This window comes from Rhizobium skierniewicense (assembly GCF_014196515.1).
Lineage (GTDB): Bacteria > Pseudomonadota > Alphaproteobacteria > Rhizobiales > Rhizobiaceae > Agrobacterium > Agrobacterium skierniewicense.
Map to the genome: position 1 here is coordinate 207740 of NZ_JACIDV010000005.1, position 21422 is coordinate 229161.

A 21422-nucleotide genomic window follows, 5' to 3' on the forward strand; every position below is an offset into this window, starting at 1 on the left:
GATATCGATTTACCTTTTGACCAAGCTTCATACGCCCGTCATCCGGCTACCCTTTATTGTTGGGGACTAATCATCTAGCTTAAGCCTTGTCTTCAAACAGGAAATGACAGAATGACGGACGTTGAATACCCGATCTATGGCGAAATAACCGGTCCCATCATCATGATCGGTTTCGGCTCGATCGGACGCGGCACGCTTCCGTTGATCGAACGGCATTTCAAATTTGACATGTCGCGTCTCGTCGTCATCGATCCGAGAGAAGACATTGCCGAGTATCTGCAAAGCCGCAACATCCGCCACATCCGATCGCACCTGAGCAAAGACAACTACAAGGATGTCTTGAAGCCGCTGATCAAGAACGTCGAAGGCCAGGGCTTTTGCGTCAACCTGTCCGTCGATGCCTCCTCCGTCGATCTGATGAAACTCTGCCGCAAATACGGCATGCTCTATATCGACACGGTGGTCGAGCCGTGGCCGGGCTTCTACTTCGACACCGACGCAGACAATTCAGCGCGCACGAATTATGCGCTGCGCGAAACCATGTTGAAGGAAAAAGCCAAGCGCCCCGGCGGCACGACGGCCGTTTCCACTTGCGGTGCCAACCCCGGCATGGTGTCGTGGTTCGTCAAACAGGCGCTGGTCAATCTGGCAAACGACACCGGCCTCGAATTCGAAGAACCGGTAGCCGACGACCGCGAAGGCTGGGCGCTGCTGATGCAGACGCTCGGCGTCAAGGGCGTCCACATTGCCGAGCGCGATACGCAACGCGCAAAGGAACCGAAGCCCTTCAACACCTTCTGGAACACATGGTCGGTCGAAGGTTTCATTGCCGAAGGCATGCAGCCAGCGGAACTGGGCTGGGGCAGTCACGAGAAGTGGATGCCGAAAAACGCAAGGAAACAAAAGAAAGGCAGCAAGGCCGCCATCTTTCTCGATCAGCCCGGCGCGACCACCCGCGTGCGCACATGGTGCCCAACGCTTGGCCCCCAATATGGCCTGCTGGTCACTCACAATGAAGCGATTTCAATTTCTGACTACTTCACCGTGCGCGACAAGCGCGGCCATGTCGATTTCCGACCGACCTGCCACTACGCCTATCACCCCTGCAATGATGCGGTGCTCTCGCTCTATGAAATGTTCGGCAATGGCGGCACGGCCCAGCCGGTTCAGCATGTTCTGACCGAAGACGAACTGGCAGATGGTGCAGACGAACTGGGCGTTTTGCTCTACGGCCACGAAAAGAACGCCTATTGGTATGGCTCGCGCCTGACATTGGAAGAGGCGCGTCAACTTGCCCCAAACCAGAACGCCACAGGCCTTCAGGTTTCCTCGGCCGTTCTGTCCGGCATGGTCTGGGCGCTGGAAAACCCGCAAGCCGGGATCGTGGAAGCCGACGAGATCGACTATCGCCGCTGCCTTGGCATCCAGAAGCGCTACCTTGGCCCTGTCGAAGGACATTACACCGGGTGGACGCCGATCGATGGCAGACCGGGCCTGTTTCCTGACGATATCGATACCAGCGACCCGTGGCAGTTCCGCAATATTCTGGTGCGGGGCTAGCATCTGGCGAGCACTGGTGCCAGTTTGCAACGCCTCTGCTTTTGTCAGACGTACTGGGAACCGGTGCATAGCGCTCGTCGTTCGCTTGCATTAGATTAAACTTCCATCCATGGTCTTTCAAAGTAGATCGGGAAGAATCGCAGGAGACGAAAGAGATGAATTTCAAGACAGGCGCAGCCTTGCTTCTGGCCGCATTTGCCGCCTCTTCATGCGCTCCCAATGCGCCATCCCCGCGCCCTATGGCATCCGCCATGCCGCAGGGTCCGGCCGTGGACGGTCGCTGGGTTGACAAGAACGGTATAGTTTCGACATTCCAGGCGGGCGCTTTCTCAACCCGCTCGACGGATAGCAACACGCTTCTGGCATCTGGTACTTATGTGACGTTGTCTCCGACACTTTACGAGATCAACATGACATCGCTTGTGCGCAACACCCAGTCCCGCGTCAACTGCGCAATGATTTCCCGTTCGCAGCTGAACTGCACGACCGACAGCAACAGCCAGTTCACGCTGACGCGTCAGGGCTGATCCCGACGTCAAGTCTCTCTAGGGCGTTCCTTTCAACGCGCGCGTGCAGCGCGCGTTTTTATTTGCGCAAACCTGTCATAATTCTACTTGCGGCAGATGCTGCGAGATGAAAACATCATCGTTGAATGACTGACACACTTTCATACTAGCTATGATGGCCGGGACGAGCCTTTCAGCTTTTCGCTTACAACAGGAGAGAAACGACGATGAACAGAATTTTGAGATTTGGCCTGATGACCGCCTCGGTCGTTGCGCTTTCCGCCGGTGCGGCTCTGGCCGATTACCAACTCAATATTCTCCACATCAACGATCTGCATTCGCGCATCGAAGCGATCAACAAGTTCGACTCCACCTGCTCCACGGCGGAAGCTGACAAGAAAGAATGTTTCGGCGGCATCGCCCGCGTCAAAAGCGCCATCGACGCCCGCCGCGCCGAACTGGGTGCCAATGCGAATGTTCTCGTGCTCGATGCCGGTGATCAGTTCCAGGGCTCGCTGTTCTACACCCAGTATAAAAGCGGCCCCGTGGCAGAGTTCATGAACGGCATCGGCTTCGATGCCATGGCCATCGGCAACCACGAATTCGATGACGGCCCGGCAGAACTGCTCAAGCTTATCAATGCGGTGAAATTCCCCATCATTTCCGGCAACACCAAGATTGCCGATGGCTCCGAGCTGAAAGACAAGTTCAAGGGCTACATCATCAAGGACATGGGCGGACAGAAGGTCGCCGTCGTGTCCGTGCTGGCCAAGGACACCAACGAAACCTCATCGCCCGGCGACAAGGTGACGTTTGAAGACGAGATCGAATATCTCAAGGGTGCCGTCAAGGACATCCAGGATCAGGGGGTCAACAAGATCGTTCTTCTGTCCCATGTCGGCTATGTCAAGGATCAGGAAATCGCGCGCTCGGTCGATGGTATCGACGTCATCGTCGGTGGTCACAGCCACACGCTGCTTTCGAGCACCGATCCGAAGGCTGCCGGTCCCTACCCCACGCTCGTCAAGGACCCTTCCGGCGTCGACGTGCCGATCGTAACAGCCTATGCCTATTCCAAATATCTCGGCGACCTCTCGGTCACCTTCGACGACAACGGCGTGGTCAAATCCACCAGCGGCGCGCCCAAGCTGCTCGACGCATCGGTCACCCCGGACGAAGCCTTCACCAAGCGCGTGGCAGAACTCGCCGCTCCGCTGGAAGAGATGAAGCAAAAGGAAATCGGCACAAGCGAAGCCGCCATCGAAGGCGCGCGCGAAGTCTGCCGCGTCAAGGAATGCTCCATGGGCAACCTTGTGTCGGATGCGCTGCTCGACCGCGTCAAGGATCAGGGCATCACCATCGCCATCCAGAATGGCGGCGGTTTGCGTGCCTCCATCGATGCCGGTCCCGTCACCATGGGCGAAGTGCTGACGGTTCTGCCGTTCCAGAACTCCATCGCGACCTTCCAGATCAAGGGCGTCGATCTCGTCGCAGCCCTTGAAAATGGCGCAAGCCAGATCGAGGAAGGCGCTGGCCGCTTCGTGCAGACGGCTGGCCTGAAATACGCGTTCGACCGCTCCAAGCCAGCAGGGAGCCGCATTGTCTCCGTCGAGGTCAAGGAAGGCGACACCTTCGTCAAGCTCGACCCTGAAAAAACCTATGGCGTGGTGACCAACAATTACACCCGCACCGGCGGCGACGGCTTCAAGACCTTTGCGACCAAGGCCATTAACGCTTACGACTTCGGACCAAGCCTTGAAGACGCCGTTGCCACCTACATCGGTTCGCACAGCCCTTACAAGCCTTACACCGATGGCCGCGTGACGGATGTCACACCCGCTGACTATGTAGCACCTCCAAAGGAAGCAAAGCCTGCCACTCCTGCTCCGGCAACCACAGCGCAGGCACCAGCGACAGCAACGACTCCAGCCGCCGCAGCACCTGCTGCACCGGCAACCACGACATCGGCGAACGCAGCGAAATACGTGGTCGCCCGCGGTGACTCCCTTTGGAAAATCGCTACCGAGACATACGGCAACGGGGCCGAGTGGAAGAAGATCGCCGAAGCCAATGCGCTGAAGCGTCCGAACCATATCGAGGTCGGTGAAGAGCTGAACGTTCCCGCCAACTGATATCAGACACATACGAGAGAGCCGGTCCGTGGTGCGGGCCGGCTTTTTTCATTTCCGTCCACTCAACACGGAAAAGCGCCAAGACTGTTACGCGTTGAAATGTCACGTCGCGACCGGCAGAATTCAATTCAGATTGCCGCACCGATACTCTACAAGATGATCCATGGTGCAGATCAAGCCGTATGGCTTGGCAAACAATGCAGGTTCAGGACGATTTCATGATCGCAGACAACTCCACGCTTCAAACAGCGCATTTCCCGCCAGACCACCCGAAGGTCGCCTTCGGCAAGGTCGGTGTCCTCCTCGTCAATCTCGGCACGCCCGATGGCACCGACTACAGGTCGATGCGCCGGTATCTGGCGGAATTCCTCAGCGACAAGCGTGTGATCGAGTGGTCGCGACTGTTCTGGTACCCCATTCTCTACGGCATCGTGCTGAACAAGCGCCCGCAAAAGGTCGGCAAGGCTTATGAGGAAATCTGGAACCACGACCTGAACGAAAGCTACCTGCGCACCTACACCCGCAACCAGGGCGAGGCGCTGGCCAAAATGCTGACCGACCTGCCCAACGTGGTGGTGGATTGGGGCATGCGCTATGGCAAACCGAGCATTGCCGAACGCATGGACGCGCTGAAGGCGCAAGGATGTGAAAAAATCCTGCTGTTTCCGCTCTATCCGCAGTTTGCGGCAGCAACCACGGCGACCGTCAACGACAAGGCCTTCGAGTATCTGATGAAGCAGCGCTGGCAGCCTGCGCTGCGCACCGTGCCGCCCTATCATGACGACGACACCTATATCGATGCGCTCGCCAACTCCGTGAAAACGCATCTGGCGACGCTGGATTGGGAGCCGGAAAAGATCATTGCCTCCTTCCACGGCATTCCACAATCCTACTTCAAGAAAGGCGATCCCTATCATTGCCAGTGCATGAAAACCGGTCGTCTTCTGCGTGAAAAGCTGGGGCTCGACAAGGACCGTTTCATGATCACCTTCCAGTCCCGCTTCGGACCGGAAGAATGGTTGCAGCCCTATACCGACAAGACGGTGGAGCGGCTGGCCAAGGAGGGCGTCAAGCGCATCGCGGTGATGAATCCGGGCTTTGTGTCGGACTGTCTGGAAACCCTTGAAGAAATCGCAGGCGAAGCAGGCGAGATTTTTCACCACAACGGCGGCGAGAAATTTTCCCATATCCCTTGCCTGAACGACAGTTCAGAGGGTATGCGGGTTCTCGAAAAGGTTGTACGCAGGGAGTTGCAGGGCTGGGTGTAACCGCAGCCTGCGGTCTTTTGTCTTAACGCAACTCCGGACGCAAAACCGCGATACACTTTTGCTGGAGTTGCTCTGACACCTGCCAGCATATGAGGGAGATGGGGATGTTTGATCTGGGTGGTTTCGATATTGTCGTGATCGTCGTCGTGGGGCTCGTCATTCTGACGCTGTTTGCCGGCATCAAGACGGTTCCGCAGGGGTATCGCTACACGGTGGAACGTTTCGGGCGCTACACGCGCACCATGGAGCCCGGCCTCAACATCCTCACGCCCTATATCGAACGCGTCGGCGCAAGGCTGAACGTTATGGAACAGGTGCTGGACATTCCGACCCAGGAGGTCATCACCAAGGACAATGCCAGCGTTTCGGCAGATGCCGTCGCCTTCTATCAGGTTCTAAATGCGGCACAGGCCGCCTACCAGATTACCAATCTGCAATTTGCCATCCAGAACCTGACCATGACCAACATTCGCTCGGTTATGGGCTCAATGGATCTGGACGAGCTCCTGTCCAACCGCGATGCCATCAATGATCGCCTGCTGCGCGTGGTCGATGAAGCCGTCGGCCCCTGGGGCATCAAGGTCACCCGCATCGAGATCAAGGATATCGCGCCACCGAAGGATCTGGTGGATTCCATGGCCCGCCAGATGAAGGCCGAGCGCGAAAAGCGCGCCCAGGTTCTGGAAGCTGAGGGCGCCCGGAACGCGCAGATCCTGCGCGCCGAAGGTGCCAAGCAATCTGCCATTCTCGAGGCCGAGGGCCAGCGCGAAGCCGCCTTCCGCGATGCCGAAGCGCGTGAACGTCTGGCCGAAGCGGAAGCCAACGCCACCCGCATGGTGTCTGAAGCCATCGCGGCCGGTGATATCCACGCCATCAACTACTTCATCGCCCAGAAATACACCGAGGCCATGGCCGCCATCGGCACCGCGAAGAACTCCAAGATCGTGCTGATGCCGATGGAGGCGTCGTCGCTGATCGGCTCGCTCGGCGGCATCGGTGCCATCGCCAAGGACGTGTTCGGCAAGAACAGTGACGCCGCCGCTGCACCCGAAACACCGGCCCCGGCACGCCAGCGCAGCTCCGTTCCGCCGTCTTCCAGCCGCCCGACAGCCAATACCATCAGCGTGACCATACCCAACAATCCGTTCGGCCCGTCCTCGGAGAGATGAGATGATCGCAAGGCTCGTCATCGATCTGGGGCCGTGGAGCTGGTGGATCCTCGCAGCCATCCTTCTGGCCGCAGAACTCGTCGCCCCCGGCGTGTTCCTGATCTGGATCGGTGCCGCCGCCCTCGTCATCGGCGCCATCTCGCTGGCGCTGTGGGATACGGCACTATGGAGCTGGCACGTCCAGCTGCTACTGTTTGCCGTGCTGTCGGTTGCTTTCGCCATTCTGGGTCGCCGCTATTACGGCCGCGATCACGCCAAGACCGACGAGCCCTTCCTCAACCAGCGTGAAGCCAGCCTTATCGGCCGAACCGCGACCTTGCAGGAACCCATTGCCGAAGCGCGTGGCCGCATCCGGCTGGATGATACCTGGTGGCCGGTGCAAGGCGATGACCTGCCCGCCGGCACCCGCGTTCGCATCGCCTCCGCCCATGGCCGAACCTTGGTGGTCGAGAAAATCGAGACCTAAAGCCTCAGCGCGTTTCCCCGTTCAAGGGAGCAACGGTCTAAGCCACCCGCCGCCACGCGAAGCGCTTCCCATCCACCGTCGACACTAACCCCATGCGAGACAGGGCGTTCAGCACCGCTTGCACGGCCCCCAAACACTTGCGACCCTGCTTGAAGCTGCTGGCAATTGTGGCAGCATCGACAGGTCCTTCCGCGTCCATAAGCTGGTGCAGAACGGCGGGCGTCTGGTCTCGCTCGTCGGTCGGAAAACTCGGCTTTGGCCCGGGTTTGGCCACCGCCGCCTCGCCAAAATCAGCCTCGATCTGCTCGGCCTTTTCCTTGTCGGAGCCGAAGCGGGGGATCTGATAATCCGACCGCAGCCAGCGCACCAGACCGCGTTTCTCTTCCTTGGCCCGCTCCTTGTTGAGCGCCACCAGCCGCGCGAGCACCTCTTCTTCCGCCAGATCGACAGGCCAGCCGTAGGCATCCGCCACCGCCGCATCCAGCCGCTCATGCAACTCCTTGATGATCAGCACCAGCCCATCATCAAAAATGCGCCGCTCCTTCTCGTTCAACTCATCCGGCCTCGCCCCCGCCTTCAACCGCTCCAGCACATTGTAAAGCCCCGTCAGCGTCAGATGCGGATGCTCGTCCAGAACCCGCTTGCGATGCGCATCCAGTTCCTCGGCAATCGCGCCGATAGTGACTTTCTGGATGTCGGTAGCGTCGGGGAATGGGAAGGGGTCGAAGCAGCGGGATTTGACATAGACAGAGTCGTTGCCAACACCAAGCCAACCGCCAGTTCTCATGGCCCATATCACATGTAATCTTGAGGACAGAACACCCAGCGTAGAGCCATCCTGCGAGCCGATGGCGACCAACTTATTGTCTGGTAAGATCGAGGCATCAAGAAATTGAAAGACGCGATACTTGGCGGTCTCTGGTGTAACTACTAGTCTAGCTAGTCCCTTCGCGAATGCTCGATACATTTCATGTGTCGCCCCAAACCAGTGCCAATTGACACGGCGAAACTCCATGTTGTTGCCTTCTCGCTCAGGCTTCACCTTGGTCGCGACATGCTGATAAACGGCCGGGAACCGTGATCTCAACTCCTCTTGCGACATAGGGTAATTGTCGATCACCATCACATCACGAGCGCGCGCAGTAAGATCTTTTCCGTTACGGTAATGGCGGATGTGTGCGTCCAGTCCTGCCTTCGTACCAAGACCGAGCATCTCAGCTTCTTGAGGCGTCACTATGAATCCTGCGCCATGCAGTTTGACGCCGGGAGAACAAATTCCCTCATTTCCCCGAAGTTTCTCTGCGATCGTCACATCCACTCCAACCGTCAAATCCGAATTGATCTTCCCTTGGCGCTCCTCAAACAAGATCACCGGGCTGTCCGTCTCGACCCCCTCTTCCGAGGTTACCTCCATCAACCGCCCCTCATGCTTGCCCGCCTGCGCCACCGTCATGGCGATGCGCACGGCGGCGCTGTCGCGGGTGACCTTGGTCCATGGGTGGTCGGGAATGGTCATGATGAGCGAGAGCGGTTTCTTGGCGTTGAGATGCGCCTCCATCACCCGGCGCTGAAACACCTGGCTGATGGAATTGGTGGTGACGAACCCGAACCGTTTGAGGGCGCTCTTGGGTTTCAGCAGAATTTCAGCTGACCGATCCCACCAATACATGACGAAATCGGCGCTTTCGTTCATGTGTTTATGCGCCTTCCACAGCGCCTCGGCATAGGCGCTGCCCATGCGGGCGCGAATATCCTTGCCGCCCACGAAAGGCGGGTTGCCGACGATATAATCGGCCTTTGGCCAGTCCGGGCGGCGCGGGTTGGGGTAGGCTTCCTTGCCATCCACCACCTTGGGCATGGGGTAACCATCCCATTTCAGCACCGCATCCATGTTCTGGATATTCTTGAACGCCTTCAGAATAGGCTCTGACGGGGCGACGCCCCGGTTGCGGAAGTGCCATTGCAGATGGCCGATCCACAGCACCAGCTCGGCAATGGCGGCGGCGCGCGGGTTGACCTCGATGCCGAGAAACTGGTGCGGATCGACCGTGTGGGTTTCCAGCGCCAGCCCTTCCTGTCCGCCAAGGTTGACCAGCGCCTCCAGCACCTCGCCTTCCAGACGCTTCATCAGCTCCAGCGAGACGTACAGGAAGTTGCCGGTGCCGCAGGCCGGGTCCAGCACGCGGGTTTCGCACAGCGTGTCATGAAACGCCTGCACGGTCTTGATGGCCGCATCCGCCTTGCCCTCGGCCTTCTGCCGGTCGGCGGTGGAGCGGGCATTGTCCCACTCTGCCCGCAAGGGGTCGATCACGGTGGCGATGACCAGCCGCTCCACATAGGCGCGCGGCGTGTAATGCGCGCCCAGCTTGCGCCGGTCCGTGGGGTCCAGCGCCTGTTCCAGAAACGTACCGAAAATGGCCGGTTCCACGTCTTTCCAGTCGTGGTTGGCAGCCGCCACCAGCTCGCCGATTTCTTCCTTGGCAAGCTTCAGCGCCTTGCGGTTCTTGAAGAACTCGCCGTTGAATTTTTTCACCTTCTGGCGGATGGTGGCGGTAAAGCCGCCCTCATCCATCGCCTTCCACAGGTCTTCCATCATGCCGGGAAAAATCTCCGGCTTTTGCGCGCAGTCCTTCAACAGGTCCTTGAAGCAATCCTTCGGCAGAAGCTGCACGTCCTCGGCAAACATGGTGAACAGCATGCGCATGAGGAACATGGCCACCTCTTCCGCCGCATAGCCGGATTTTTCCAGCGCCTGACTGACCTTGGCGATGCGGGTGGCAATATCGCGCGTGACCTTTGCCGCATGCAGCGAGGGGTCGAGCGAAACGGGATTGGTCCAGATGGCTTTCAGCCGCGCCCGCACCGTCTCGTCGCGCAGATCTTCCAGATAGATGCGGAACGAGCGGCGGTCCGGGAACTGGTCGTAGGCTTTACCGTCACGGCGAAAATTCGCATAGATTTCAATGCAGTGGCCCACATCGCAGACCAGCACAAAGGGCGGTGGCTCATGGGCTGCGGGCAACAGGCGCACATAGTTTTCCGCCTGTGCACGGGCATTCATCATCAACACGTCCCAGGCGCGGTTGGCGCTGGCGCGGCGTCCGCGTGGCGCGCTTTCCAGCCCCGGCAGCGTCGGAGTGTCTGCCAGCTTCTTGTCACCGGAAAGGCGGCTCTGCTTGGCTTCCAGCACGAAGCAGTTGCGCTTGTAAAGATCGATCCGCTTGGAATTAACAGCGCCGTCGCGGGTCGTTTCCTTCACCACGCGCTCGAACACATAATCATTGGTGTCGGGCGAGGCGGAGGCCGGGTCGGGCTGCGGCAGGTCCAGCAGGCTGCACATCTCGGTCAGAAACAGCGCATAATTCGCTCGCTCCTGTCCGCCTTCCTGCCCTTGCCAACGCGCAATGAACGCCTCAACCGCTGCCTGCACTGTTCATTCCCCTCGCTCGCCTTCAGGTCTGTCTTAAAGCAGCCTTCGGAAGACGCCAAGAGGCGGGAATGATATCCCCTTCACACAACACGAAAAGACGCCCCCTTCCATCACGAAAAGGGGCGTCCGTCGTTCAGATCAGGTCTTAGCGAACGGCGCGCAGCTGCAGGCGCGAGACGCCAGCTGCAACATTGACGCCCATGCCGGATTCAGCGCTGAGTGGCTGGAGGCCGAAGTTCTTGGCGTTGCCACCGACCAGCGCGTTGGCACCGAGACCGATACCCAGAGACGCGCGGGCGGATGCGCCGACATAGGTGCCTGCAAGGCTGCCCTGACCGATCGTCGTTGGCTCCGTGTTGACCACGACCCAGCTGATGTAGGACTTGCCGGTAACGCCCACGTCAAGACCGAGCTTGCCGATGGTGCCGGTGTAGCGCTCCACCTTGCCGGCGCGCTGCTTGAACTGGCAATCGACCGCGCGGCTGGAGCCGACCAGAAGACCGATGCCGCCTGCCACTTCGCAAGACAGCGTGCCCAGACGCTCCTTAGGTTGGCTGACAACCTTTTCAACAGGCTTTCTTGAGTGCTGGTTGCTGGCGGCAGAAGCGGCGGAGGTCATGGCCATTGCGCCTGCAAGCGCGAGGATCAGTGTCTTTTTCATGTGATGTCTCTTTTCATCTGAAGAATTTTGCCAGATGTCCGTTGATCCCTCTTCGGGCCACGGACTGGCTGCTTGGGTGGGGTCAGGCACGTTTCTCGCACATCGATGTCGGCAAAGACGGGCCCGGACGAAATGTCGGCGGCAATCCCGATCGCCTTGTCCACGGCCGCCACGCACGTGGCGCTGCCGGTGAGCGTGACGACGCCCGAAGAAACCTCCACGTCGATCCGGCAGTCTTCAAGACCGTGTGCGTAGGCCAGTAACGATTTGATCGCGGCACTGGTTGCACACTGGCCGGACGATGTCTCCGATGACGGGGAGAAGACGGGGAAAAACATGGTGGGTTTGCCTCCGTTGATCAGGCACGCCGTTTGGCGAGCCCGGCTCTGGGTCGACGTTTACTTGAACGCGCCTTTGACAGCGTCCACACCCTTGCCGACTGTGCTCTGCACATCGCCGGCGATCTTTTCGCCACGGCCTTCGGCTTCCAGCTTCTTGTTGCCGGTCAGTTTGCCGGCAGCTTCCTTGATTGTGCCCTTCAGTTCCTTGGCGGCACCTTCGATACGGTTCTTATCCATGATGTATCCTTCCTAAAACTGTGTTTTTAACGGTCTGACGTCGGTGGGGAGCCCGCGATGGAGCCAACGTCATGCCATAGGAGATACAGCCGCCCGACAAGGTTTTGCAGAGCGAAAAATACTATTCGAATTGGTAGAAAATGACCTTTTTTACGGAGTCTTGCCCGTTTTTTGATTATTTTCCGGTTTTGGCCTTGGCGCCTGTCCCGTTTTTGCTGTCACTCGTGCCGGTAAAACCGCGTTCGCGTGCCCAGATGACCGCCGCCGCGCGGCGGTTGACGCCGATCTTGCCGTAGAGCGAGGCAATGTGATTGCGGATCGTGTTCTTGGACAGATGCAGCGTGTCGCTCATCTCGGCATCGGTCTGGCCGTTGCAGATGAGGCCGAGAATTTCACGCTCGCGGTCGCTCAGCTCCATCAGCTGCGCGGTGGGGGCAGCACTCGACTGGTGCTTGAGCGTCGCCAGACGATCGACGATGGACCGGCTGAACCAGGACGTATCGGCCATCACGCTTTCGATGGCTTCGACAAGCTGCGCTTCGCTGCGGCGTCGCTCGGTCACGTCCTGAAGGGCCCAGATGACGCATTGCTCGTCATTGATCTCCACCCGCTCTGCCGAGACGAGGCAGTCGGCCGTACCACCGTCCTTCTGGCGCATGCGCATGGCTTCGTTGCGAACAAAGATATTGTCGCGCAGCTTTTCCTCCAGCGCACGGCGTGCGGCAACATCCTCCCACAGCCGAAGATCGCTTGCCGTGCGCCCGGTAATTTCGGTCACACCATAACCGGAAATCTGTAGAAACGCGTCGTTGACCTCCGTAAACACAAAATCGTCCAGTCGCGAAACCGCAGCGGGCGCAGGCGAAAGCTTGAAGGATTTGGAAAAGCGCTCCTCGCTTTGGCGCAGGGCGTTCTGGGCTTTTCGTCTGGCATCGAGATCGGCGAAGGTGAAGAGCATGCACGGCTCCTCGACCACAGAGATCGGTTCTCCGGCCACGATCACCAGCCGGTCGCCACCATCGGGCAACGGCACCAGCGCCTCGCGGTGGCGGATCACCCGGCCATCGTTCAGCTTGGTCAAGGCATCCTCGCCCGTGTCGCAGTTCGAAAACAGACCGATCGCCTCGACCGTCTTGCCGACCACGTCTTCCTTGGAAAATCCCGTCATTTCCAGAAAGCCTTCATTGACGCGAATGAAGCGATGGTCATCCAGCCGGCAAATGAGACCCGGCGCGGGATTGGCGTTGAAAGAGCGCTCGAACCGTTCTTCGGCCTCGAAACGCGGCGTCTCGTCGCGCAGGATCAGCGCCAGAACATCCGGCTTGTCTGTGCCATCGGAAATGATCATGCTGCGCACGGTGTGCACCCAAACCAGATCGAGATCGTCGGCAGGTGATATCTCCACCGTCACATCGTCGATCGTTTCTCCCGCCAGCAGGCGTTCGAGCGGGTATTGCCCCTCGTCCAGCAGGTGGTTGTTCCGATAGCGCAGCGTGAAGCGGCGCCGATAGTCCCTGGCATCGGCACCCAGATCTTCGATGCTGTCGACGCGGTGCATCTCAAGGGCCGATACATTGGCCCAGACGATATCGCCATTTGGCTCCACAAGAATGATGCCATCGCTCAAACCGCCAATCAGTTCCTGAAGACTGCCTCGGTTGATCCTGGGTGGCTGCTGGGGAGCATCGTTCATTTCGTGTCTCGGCTGCGTGGACAAATCATGTGCGATCATCATGCCGTCTCTCGAGGCGAAAAGCGAGCGGTGGACACACGAAGAGCATTGTCATAGCGCAAAAGTTGTGATGGGCAGCACGGCGGCAACAAAGGCTTAATCCCTTATCCTCTAATGTGACGAAAATATCGAAGAGAGAGAGCTTGCCAATGCCCACACAGTGCAATGGTTGCCGCGACGGCGCAGCATTTGACGTACCATTTTCCATGGCTTTCCAGCCGATTGTCGACATCACAACAGGCAAGGTCTTCGCCCATGAGGCGCTGGTGCGCGGCCCGACGGGAGAAGGTGCAGGCTCTGTTTTAAGTCGCGTCAGTGATGACACCCGCTACGCGTTCGACCAGCAATGCCGAGTCAAGGCCATCGAGCTTGCCGCAAAGCTCTACGATCCTGCAGACGACGTGAAACTGTCGATCAATTTCATGCCGAACGCCGTCTATGAGCCACGCGCCTGTATCCGCCTGACCTTGCAGACGGCGATGAAGACAGGGTTTCCGCTCAACCGCATCATCTTCGAATTTACCGAAAACGAAAAGCTCGACACCAAGCACGTGCTCGACATCTTGCGAACATATCGGGATATGGGCTTCAAGACCGCCATTGATGACTTCGGTGCCGGACATTCGGGCATCGGCCTGCTGACCCTTTTTCAACCTGATATTGTCAAGCTGGATATGGACCTCATCCGCGGTATCGACACCGATATCTCCAGACGCATCATCGTCAAGCACACGCTGAACATGCTGTTTGAACTCAACATCACGCCCCTGTGCGAAGGCGTTGAAACCTACGGGGAGATGTCGGTGCTGAAAGACCTCGGCGTCAGTCTCATCCAGGGATACCTGCTGGCAAAACCGAGCTTCGAGACTCTGGCCGTTCCAGCACTGTTTGCTCCGCCGCTTGCGCACGCGGTTTGACAGGCTTGTATGATGGGGAAAGACCGGGCGCGTGACACGCGCCTGTCATGAACGCGTTATAATTGCTGTATCAACACAAAGCCGGTTTTGACTCGTGAACCGAAGCGCGGAGGTTGATCTCGCATGAACATTGCCCTTGTTGTTGGCGCGCTCATCCTGCTCTTCGTGCATCTTTTAAGTATCGCGCTTGCAACGGTCCGGTTGAAACGAACGCCGCTCCCCACTGTATTTGCCTCATCAAAACCGCCTGTTTCCCTTATCATTCCCCTGCGCGGCATCGAGAATTTCACACCGCTGACGATTTCGCGTGCCTTCACTCTGGACTGGCCGAACTACGAAATCATCTTCTGTGTGGCGGACAGGAGCGATCCGGTCATCAAAGAGGTCCAGTCACACCTGGCAGCCTTTCCGCACATCAGCGCAAGAGTGCTGATCGGCGACGACAGGATCAGCGCCAATCCCAAACTCAACAATTGCGTCAAGGGTTGGCGGGCAGCGGCCCATGACTGGGTGGTGCTGGCCGATTCCAACGTGTTAATGCCATCAGACTACATCACGACATTGATGGCGGCGTGGCGCAACGACACCGGCCTCGTCTGCTCCCCGCCCATCGGCTCACGGCCGCAAGACCTGTGGGCCGAGGTCGAATGCTGCTTTCTCAACACGTTCCAGGCCCGTTATCAGTATTCGGCGGAAGCCTTGGGCAACGGTTTCGCGCAGGGCAAGACGATGCTGTGGAACAAACCGTTTCTCGATGCGCGGGGTGGCATCGAGGCGCTGGGAGCTGAAATTGCCGAGGATGCAGCGGCCACCAAGCTGGTGCGGGCAGCCGGCCTGAATGTTCATCTCGTCTCGTCTCCGTTCGAGCAGCCGCTCGGGCGACGCAGCCTCGGCGAGATATGGTCTCGACAAACCCGCTGGGGCAGGCTGCGGCGCGTCACATTCCCGCTGTTCTTCGCGCCAGAAATTTTCGTCGGTGTGGTCCCGCCTCTGCTGCTGACCATTGCAGCGCTCTTCCTCGCTGGAGCCGGTATGACCTTGGTTCTCGCGGGCGCAGGTGCTGTCATCGCGGGCTTTTACCTGCCGGAGCTCTACCTCGCCAGACGCGCGGGCTGGCACACCTCATGGCGAAGCGTCCCAGCCATGATGATCCGCGACATTCTCCTGCCTGCCATCTGGATCAAAAGCCTTCTGGGCTCCTCCGTCTCATGGCGCGGCAATAAGATGACAGTGGCGACCGACCGGAGCAGCCTTTCTCCTTCCGCCGCCGAGCTTTCATAACGCGGAACACCAAACCGTGTGAGAACCAGAAGCGTGCATTTTGCGTTCCCCGTGCTCATAGTGAGGTATGAGACCGTGAAAAAGCTTGTTTTGGCCGCAGCCCTGCTGCTGGCGTCGCACACACAAGGGTGGAGCATGGATAGCCTGTCGCATTTCACATGGAAAAACCGGGTCCTGCTGGTCTTTGGCCAGACGGACGACGCGAAGGTCAAAAAGCAGATCACCACGATCCGCGCGGAGGAAGCCGAACTGGCAGATCGTGACATGGTCGTGCTGCATGTCACCCAGAATAACGTCACGCCGATCTTCGGAAATACGGGCGGTATCGACGCGCAAGCGCTGGCCCGCGAAGCTGGCGCCGATGGAAACAGCTTCAAGGCTGTGTTGATCGGCAAGGATGGTGGCGTCAAGCTTCGCAGCGAGGATGTTGTCGGCAGCGTCGCGCTATTTGATCTGATCGACCGCATGCCCATGCGCCGGGCAGGCCAGAACTAGGCAGTGCCCTACTGCGCCAGCGCGACCAGACGTCCGCTGGATGGCTGGTGAAGAATATCCATCTGCACACCATAGATTCGGGCAAGCGCATCGGTCGTCATAATCTCCTGCGGCGTGCCACAGGCAATCAAATGTCCCGACCGCAATGCGACAATCTCGTCGCAGAACCGCGCGGCCATGTTCACGTCATGCAGCACGGTGATAACGGTGATGCCCTTCTTGCGACACAGCGCATGCGTCAACGACAACACCTCCAGCTGATGGCCGATGTCCAGCGCGGAAATCGGCTCATCCAGCAACAGGCATGACGCATCCTGCGCAACCAGCATGGCAAGCCAAACACGCTGGCGCTCTCCGCCTGAAAGGCTATCGACCATGCGCTCGGCAAAGGGCGCAATGCCGGTCAACTCAATGGCCTCGTCGACCTTTTGTTGATCACTCGCTCCGAACCGCCCCAGCGCGCCGTGCCAGGGGTAACGCCCCAGAGCCACAAGTTCACGAACCAGCATGCCGGGCGCAGCAGGTGTTCTCTGCGGCAGATAGGCAAGCCGCCGGGCAAAATCCCGTGCGCTCCAATCATCGAGAGGCTTGCCCTCAAAGTGGATGCTGCCACCGCTTTGTTTCTGCTGTCTCCCGATCAGTTTCAAAAGCGTCGATTTGCCGGAGCCGTTATGGCCGATCAGCGCAATGGATTTGCCCGCCTCCAGTTTAAGCGTCAACGGATGCAAAAGCGTGCGTCCCTCGATGGAAAAGCTCACATCCGTCAGCGACAGAACAGGCGATTTGCGGGCTTTCGACACGTCGGGCATAGGGCATATCCACACGGACTTCGTTTAAGGCTGGAACATTCTGGTCAAAGACCATCGATATTGACGCCATACACAAAGTTGATAAACGAATGCAAGTTTATTGAAGCCCGGCGTCTGGATATCGAACCATCCGATACCGGCAAGGAGAGACACCGGACATGCCAAGCCTGACCCGCAGGACCCTGCTTGCCGCAACGGCTGCCACCTTTGCTGTGACCAGCCGCGCAGGCGCTCAACCTGCGGTGCCACGCGTTGCAACGCTTGACTGGGCTCTTCTGGAAACACTATTAGCCATCGGCGCACATGTCGTGGCTGCAACCGAGCTTCGGCAATTTGCCCAGGTGGCGGTAAAGCCCGACGTGCCGGCCCAAACGTCGGATATCGGCCTGCGCGGCACACCGAATTTCGAAGCGCTCTATGCGGCCCGTCCCGATATCATCTTCAACTCGAATTTCTACGCCTGGGCGGATCCGCTGATCGAACAAATAGCGCCTGTGGAAAGCCACGCAATCTACGTCGCCGACAAAAACCCTTATCAACTTGCACAAAAAGCAACGCTGGAAATCGGCGAGAAGCTCGAGCTACCGGCGGCCAAGATTTTGGTCGGGGATCTCGTGGAAAGGCTAGAACGTTACAAAACCACATTTTCCAGCGCCGACAGCAAGCCTGTTTTGTTGATCAATCTGGGAGATGCACGCCATTTTCGCGTTTTTGGCGCAGACAGCATGTTCGGCGAGGTTCTGACACGCATCGGCCTCACCAATGCGTGGACAAGCGCCACCAGCTATTCGGCAACGGCGCCTGTTGGCATCGAGACGCTGGCCTCCATGCCGGATGCTACCATCATTCTGATACCGCCGCACCCGCAAGACGCCTTGGAAACGCTGACCAAAAGCACGTTCTGGAACGCTCTGCCTGCCGTGCGGGAGAGGCGCGTGCTGACAATCGGGTCCGTCAACCCCTACGGCGCTTTACCCGCCGCAAGCCGCTTTGCCGATATGCTGGTGCAAGGATTGTCCCATGTCCAGAACGGCTAGTCTTATTGTGCCAGAGAGAACACGTACGTCAGGGCCGATCTTCGCCACCATGCTCGGCATCACCTGCATCGCCGCCTTCGTGCTGCTTGTCATCTCGCGCCCGCATGTTCCGCCAGACACACCCTCTGCTGCTGCCCTCGACACGATTTTGTTGTGGCACAGCCTCCTGCCACGTGCCAGCATCGCGCTTCTTGCCGGTGCGGCCCTTGGTCTGTCGGGCGCATTGCTTCAGCGGGTGCTGCGCAACCCGATCGCTGATGCATCGACGCTGGGAATCGCATCCGGCGCGCAGTTGGCTCTCACTCTGGGCCTCGGCATTGTCCCTGTTTTGGGCGGATTGTCGCGGGAACTGATCGCGCTCGGCGGCGGTTTCGGGGCCATCGCTATCGTGCTTGCACTCAGCTGGCGGCGCGGGCTCGATCCGGTCACAGTAGCGATCTCGGGCATGATCGTCAGCCTCATCGCGGCCTCTCTCAGCATCGCGCTCATTCTGGCACGCGGCGAATATGCGCTGTCCATCCACATCTGGGGCGCAGGCGCGCTGAACCAGGAGGATTGGAGCGGTGTAATCTCGCTCGTACCGAAACTCGCCGCGGGGCTTCTCGCAGCCTGGGCGCTGATGCGCCCGCTCAATCTTCTCGCGCTGGATGACACCAGCGCCAAAAGCTTGGGCGTTGCGCTCCACGCCACCCGGTTTGCTGTCCTGCTGCTGGCTGTCTGGCTTTCGGCGTCGGTCACAGCGCTCGTCGGCATCATCGGCTTTCTGGGCCTGGCGGCGCCCAGCGTCGCACGGCTGTGCGGTGCGCGCACCACGGCACAGATCATGACGGTCGCACCGCTTGCAGGCGCGGCCATCCTGTTTCTGACCGATTGCCTGACGCAATTGCTGGGTTCGGGTTTTGCTGATATCGCCCCCACTGGAGCCGCAACGGCACTTCTGGGCGGCCCACTTGTTTTGCTGCTCCTGCCCCGCGTGCAGGGTTTTTCAATGGTGACAGCCAGTGCCGCCACCGCGCTGCGACCGCTGCGCAAACCAGTGATGGCACTGGCTGTTCTGGCAACAGCCATCACCATTCTGTTCATCGCCGTCATCAGCTTGGGCCAGTCCACTGAAGGCTGGCACATGGCCTTCGGGAAATCCTTTGCCGACCTCCTCCCGTTCCGGCTGCCACGCATTATGGCAGCGGGCGGTGCTGGCGCCATGTTGGGCGCAGCCGGGTTCATCATGCAACGGGTGACCGGAAACCCCATCGCCAGTCCGGAAGTGCTGGGTGTTTCGACAGGCGGCGGCGTTGGCCTGACGGTCACGCTTTTCCTCGTCAGCTTCCCCTCACCCGTGGTGATGATGGCAGGCATGGCCGTGGGCGCTCTCACGGCTTTCCTCGTCATGATCGCCGTCGCCGGACGGTCCGGCCTTGCTGCCGAACGCCTGCTCTTGGCAGGCATCGCGATCAGCGCCTTTTCCATGGCCATCATCAGCATCGTCTTGGCGCAAGGCGATATGCGCAGCTTCACCCTTCTGACGTGGCTATTCGGATCGACAAACCGCGCAGGCGCCTTCGAGGCCTGGACGGCGATCATCGCGTTGGTGGTGCTGACAGTGCCGGTGCTGTTCATGACCCGATGGCTCACCATTCTACCGCTCGGCAACGCCGTATCTCGCAGCCTCGGTGTGAAGACAGTCTCTGCCCGATTGGTGCTTGCGATGTTGGCCGCCCTGATGACGGCGATCGCGTCGTTCCTGGTGGGACCCTTGAGCCTGGCGGGTCTCATCGCGCCCCACCTTTCCCGGCTCATCGGCTTCCAGAAACCGAACCACCAGCTTATTGCCGCCCTCCTCATCGGTGCAGGCCTATTGATGGCGGCCGACTGGTTGTCCCGGGTCGTCATCTATCCGTACCAAATCCCGGTTGGCCTTTTTGCCTCCCTTATCGGCGGCCCCTACCTGCTGTGGCTGATGGCATCGAAGAGATCGGGATAAGCCACACGCAAAAACGCCCGCGACATGCGCAGGCGTTTGATATCATCAAATCTGGAATACAGGCGGTGTTAGCGACCGACAGACGCGCGAGCGACACTATGGATGTCGGAGCGGTTGATACCGAGGTCCTGAAGCTCACGCGAGCTCATACGGCCAAGTTCGGTAACGGTCTGACGGTATTTGCGCCAGTTGTTGAAAGAGCGTGCTACGTTCATGATAATCCCCTTTCGTGAGGCTTCCTGACGCCAGCAACCTTGCTTCGGTTCCAACGTCGTTTCGATCACCGGAATATAGCCCTCAACTCACCCCGCGATAAGACACAAGCTCTCACGTCCGCCATGCACTAGACGCATAGGTCATATATGGAGATGGTGAGAAACCGTGCATTGCGAGAGAAATTTTGGGCCAAAAAAAAGAACAGGCGCTGCGATTACCCGCAAGGCCTTGCTACTTCTTGATTGGGTGGTGGCGTGACAGGATTGAACCTGAGACCTCTGCGATGTGAACTTTTGTCCAATTGCTAAAAGTCCTGCATTTCTGAGAAATACCCCTTTCGTAAAGGGCTGTTTCGGCACAATGTCCTTCTCGCGTTCTGACTTTTAGGTTCGCTCGACCTGTGCATTACTTCTTAACGGTCCAACATTGATTTCGTTTTATATCCTGAACGAAGGGGCCGGAGGTTCGCTATGGAATCCTGCCACCACCCTTCGCGACGTCAATCCTATTGGCTAGATCACGCAGAGGCTCAGGCAAGTATTAAGGCCTCACCTCCACCGGAAGAACTTTTTGACGACGATTGAGTTGTCCGTGAGCCTGTAGGCAGGCATGTATCAATGATCCCGCCCGTCACAAGGTGGGCGTTTAGTTTTCCCAGTGAGGCTTTGCCGCTTCGGCTTCGAGGACTGGCAATATCCTTTCTACTTCAGTCACGAGAGCTTGGAGGTTAAATTTCTCGCCCCAAAAAGTAACACTGGCTGATGATGGGTCGAACATTCTGAACATATCGTAGGGCGCTAGACCACCTATGAAGTGTTCTGGCCCGATGTTTTTATCAGCGTAATTATGATTGCTGGATTCCTGCCACCATCTATCGATCCTTTCATCCATGTGCTCAAAGTTGTTGCGCATGTTTACATCACGAAGGGCAGAATTTTCCGGGACGCCGATAGAGGCGCGGAGAGCTTGTCGCTCCTCTGATTTTTTGCCTTTCGAGCCCCAGAGCATTTTTGAAATATTTGCTCCTGAGTTGAGCATGTTTTGCAAATTGTAGAAGACCAACGCGACATTACTGTTTTGCAGGCCCTTGTTCACCCCGTCGGCAGCAAACAATAGAAACCTACATTGGTCAAGTACTTGGCTTTGAAAGATGCGCAGATGAAAAGTTTCCATTTAATTTCTTT

Annotated in this window: 19 protein-coding genes; 11 read left to right on the top strand and 8 right to left on the bottom strand. The window is 58.5% G+C overall.

Annotated features, from left to right (window positions below; genetic code table 11):
• Positions 1–111 precede the first annotated feature (111 nt).
• The 6 genes from GGQ73_RS10000 to GGQ73_RS10025 all read left to right on the top strand — a co-directional run bounded on the left by GGQ73_RS10000 (position 112) and on the right by GGQ73_RS10025 (position 7101).
• On the top strand, positions 112–1560 hold the full coding sequence (locus GGQ73_RS10000) for a homospermidine synthase (RefSeq protein WP_183895947.1): 1449 nt from the start codon (positions 112–114) through the stop codon (positions 1558–1560).
• Positions 1561–1715: 155 nt separating this feature from the next.
• Positions 1716–2087, top strand: a complete 372-nt coding sequence (gene omp10 / locus GGQ73_RS10005) for an outer membrane lipoprotein Omp10 (protein ID WP_174153913.1) — start codon at positions 1716–1718, stop codon at positions 2085–2087.
• 206 nt (positions 2088–2293) lie between these two features.
• Positions 2294–4198 carry a 5'-nucleotidase C-terminal domain-containing protein gene (locus GGQ73_RS10010; RefSeq protein WP_183895949.1) on the top strand — a complete coding sequence of 635 codons (1905 nt, stop codon included), beginning with the start codon at positions 2294–2296 and terminating at the stop codon, positions 4196–4198.
• 218 nt (positions 4199–4416) lie between these two features.
• Positions 4417–5466, top strand: coding sequence for a ferrochelatase (hemH, locus tag GGQ73_RS10015; protein WP_174153915.1), 1050 nt, complete (start codon positions 4417–4419; stop codon positions 5464–5466).
• A 104-nt stretch (positions 5467–5570) separates the two neighbouring features.
• Positions 5571–6635 (top strand): SPFH domain-containing protein, encoded by a 1065-nt coding sequence (locus tag GGQ73_RS10020; protein ID WP_174153916.1) that lies wholly within the window; start codon positions 5571–5573, stop codon positions 6633–6635.
• A 1-nt stretch (position 6636) separates the two neighbouring features.
• Entirely contained in the window at positions 6637–7101 is a 465-nt protein-coding gene (locus GGQ73_RS10025; RefSeq protein ID WP_183895951.1) for an NfeD family protein, read from the top strand.
• Positions 7102–7138: 37 nt separating this feature from the next.
• Here GGQ73_RS10025 and GGQ73_RS10030 read toward each other — a convergent pair whose 3' ends face one another.
• The 5 genes from GGQ73_RS10030 to GGQ73_RS10050 form a co-directional block, all read right to left on the bottom strand.
• A complete protein-coding gene (locus GGQ73_RS10030) occupies positions 7139–10531 on the bottom strand; it encodes a class I SAM-dependent DNA methyltransferase (protein WP_183895953.1) in 3393 nt (1130 codons plus the stop codon).
• A 145-nt stretch (positions 10532–10676) separates the two neighbouring features.
• On the bottom strand, positions 10677–11192 hold the full coding sequence (locus tag GGQ73_RS10035) for a DUF992 domain-containing protein (RefSeq protein ID WP_174153919.1): 516 nt from the start codon (positions 11190–11192) through the stop codon (positions 10677–10679).
• The gene (locus tag GGQ73_RS10040) at positions 11189–11530 is read right to left on the bottom strand and encodes a BON domain-containing protein (protein WP_183895955.1); all 342 of its coding nucleotides are present in this window, start codon (positions 11528–11530) and stop codon (positions 11189–11191) included. The genes GGQ73_RS10035 and GGQ73_RS10040 overlap by 4 nt, the downstream gene beginning before the upstream one ends.
• 60 nt (positions 11531–11590) lie before the next feature.
• On the bottom strand, positions 11591–11770 hold the full coding sequence (locus tag GGQ73_RS10045; RefSeq protein WP_183895957.1) for a CsbD family protein: 180 nt from the start codon (positions 11768–11770) through the stop codon (positions 11591–11593).
• 175 nt (positions 11771–11945) lie between these two features.
• Positions 11946–13463 carry a helix-turn-helix transcriptional regulator gene (locus GGQ73_RS10050; protein ID WP_183895959.1) on the bottom strand — a complete coding sequence of 506 codons (1518 nt, stop codon included), beginning with the start codon at positions 13461–13463 and terminating at the stop codon, positions 11946–11948.
• 188 nt (positions 13464–13651) lie between these two features.
• On the opposite strand from GGQ73_RS10050, the gene GGQ73_RS10055 reads away from it, so the two are divergent.
• The 3 genes from GGQ73_RS10055 (at position 13652) to GGQ73_RS10065 (ending at position 16195) form a co-directional block, all read left to right on the top strand.
• Entirely contained in the window at positions 13652–14419 is a 768-nt protein-coding gene (locus GGQ73_RS10055; protein ID WP_183896148.1) for an EAL domain-containing protein, read from the top strand.
• 123 nt (positions 14420–14542) lie between these two features.
• Positions 14543–15700 (top strand): ceramide glucosyltransferase, encoded by a 1158-nt coding sequence (locus tag GGQ73_RS10060; protein ID WP_183895961.1) that lies wholly within the window; start codon positions 14543–14545, stop codon positions 15698–15700.
• A 75-nt stretch (positions 15701–15775) separates the two neighbouring features.
• Complete coding sequence (locus GGQ73_RS10065) at positions 15776–16195, top strand: DUF4174 domain-containing protein (protein WP_183895963.1); 420 nt, start codon at positions 15776–15778, stop codon at positions 16193–16195.
• 8 nt (positions 16196–16203) lie between these two features.
• Here GGQ73_RS10065 and GGQ73_RS10070 read toward each other — a convergent pair whose 3' ends face one another.
• On the bottom strand, positions 16204–17004 hold the full coding sequence (locus GGQ73_RS10070; RefSeq protein WP_183895965.1) for an ATP-binding cassette domain-containing protein: 801 nt from the start codon (positions 17002–17004) through the stop codon (positions 16204–16206).
• A gap of 158 nt (positions 17005–17162) precedes the next feature.
• On the opposite strand from GGQ73_RS10070, the gene GGQ73_RS10075 reads away from it, so the two are divergent.
• The gene (locus tag GGQ73_RS10075) at positions 17163–18041 is read left to right on the top strand and encodes an ABC transporter substrate-binding protein (protein WP_183895967.1); all 879 of its coding nucleotides are present in this window, start codon (positions 17163–17165) and stop codon (positions 18039–18041) included.
• On the top strand, positions 18025–20022 hold the full coding sequence (fhuB, locus tag GGQ73_RS10080) for a Fe(3+)-hydroxamate ABC transporter permease FhuB (RefSeq protein ID WP_183895969.1): 1998 nt from the start codon (positions 18025–18027) through the stop codon (positions 20020–20022). Before GGQ73_RS10075 ends, fhuB begins: the two co-directional genes overlap by 17 nt.
• A gap of 68 nt (positions 20023–20090) precedes the next feature.
• Here the strand turns inward: fhuB and GGQ73_RS10085 are convergent, their stop codons facing one another.
• Together GGQ73_RS10085 and GGQ73_RS10090 are read right to left on the bottom strand one after the other, a co-directional pair.
• Positions 20091–20237 (bottom strand): DUF1127 domain-containing protein, encoded by a 147-nt coding sequence (locus tag GGQ73_RS10085; protein ID WP_174153929.1) that lies wholly within the window; start codon positions 20235–20237, stop codon positions 20091–20093.
• Between the two features lie 646 nt (positions 20238–20883).
• Positions 20884–21411, bottom strand: a complete 528-nt coding sequence (locus GGQ73_RS10090) for a hypothetical protein (RefSeq protein ID WP_183895971.1) — start codon at positions 21409–21411, stop codon at positions 20884–20886.
• Positions 21412–21422: the final 11 nt, after the last annotated feature.

What these genes read in the sequence shown, in the direction of transcription:
- GGQ73_RS10090 (WP_183895971.1), bottom strand. Translation starts at nt 21,411, where the DNA reads ATGGAAACTTTTCATCTGCGCATCTTTCAAAGCCAAGTACTTGACCAA.
- GGQ73_RS10070 (WP_183895965.1), bottom strand. Translation starts at nt 17,004, where the DNA reads ATGCCCGACGTGTCGAAAGCCCGCAAATCGCCTGTTCTGTCGCTGACG.
- GGQ73_RS10035 (WP_174153919.1), bottom strand. Translation starts at nt 11,192, where the DNA reads ATGAAAAAGACACTGATCCTCGCGCTTGCAGGCGCAATGGCCATGACC.
- GGQ73_RS10055 (WP_183896148.1), top strand. Translation starts at nt 13,652, where the DNA reads ATGCCCACACAGTGCAATGGTTGCCGCGACGGCGCAGCATTTGACGTA.
- GGQ73_RS10040 (WP_183895955.1), bottom strand. Translation starts at nt 11,530, where the DNA reads ATGTTTTTCCCCGTCTTCTCCCCGTCATCGGAGACATCGTCCGGCCAG.
- GGQ73_RS10000 (WP_183895947.1), top strand. Translation starts at nt 112, where the DNA reads ATGACGGACGTTGAATACCCGATCTATGGCGAAATAACCGGTCCCATC.
- GGQ73_RS10045 (WP_183895957.1), bottom strand. Translation starts at nt 11,770, where the DNA reads ATGGATAAGAACCGTATCGAAGGTGCCGCCAAGGAACTGAAGGGCACA.
- GGQ73_RS10010 (WP_183895949.1), top strand. Translation starts at nt 2,294, where the DNA reads ATGAACAGAATTTTGAGATTTGGCCTGATGACCGCCTCGGTCGTTGCG.
- GGQ73_RS10060 (WP_183895961.1), top strand. Translation starts at nt 14,543, where the DNA reads ATGAACATTGCCCTTGTTGTTGGCGCGCTCATCCTGCTCTTCGTGCAT.
- GGQ73_RS10085 (WP_174153929.1), bottom strand. Translation starts at nt 20,237, where the DNA reads ATGAACGTAGCACGCTCTTTCAACAACTGGCGCAAATACCGTCAGACC.
- omp10 (WP_174153913.1), top strand. Translation starts at nt 1,716, where the DNA reads ATGAATTTCAAGACAGGCGCAGCCTTGCTTCTGGCCGCATTTGCCGCC.
- GGQ73_RS10025 (WP_183895951.1), top strand. Translation starts at nt 6,637, where the DNA reads ATGATCGCAAGGCTCGTCATCGATCTGGGGCCGTGGAGCTGGTGGATC.
- hemH (WP_174153915.1), top strand. Translation starts at nt 4,417, where the DNA reads ATGATCGCAGACAACTCCACGCTTCAAACAGCGCATTTCCCGCCAGAC.
- GGQ73_RS10020 (WP_174153916.1), top strand. Translation starts at nt 5,571, where the DNA reads ATGTTTGATCTGGGTGGTTTCGATATTGTCGTGATCGTCGTCGTGGGG.
- fhuB (WP_183895969.1), top strand. Translation starts at nt 18,025, where the DNA reads ATGTCCAGAACGGCTAGTCTTATTGTGCCAGAGAGAACACGTACGTCA.
- GGQ73_RS10075 (WP_183895967.1), top strand. Translation starts at nt 17,163, where the DNA reads ATGCCAAGCCTGACCCGCAGGACCCTGCTTGCCGCAACGGCTGCCACC.
- GGQ73_RS10050 (WP_183895959.1), bottom strand. Translation starts at nt 13,463, where the DNA reads ATGAACGATGCTCCCCAGCAGCCACCCAGGATCAACCGAGGCAGTCTT.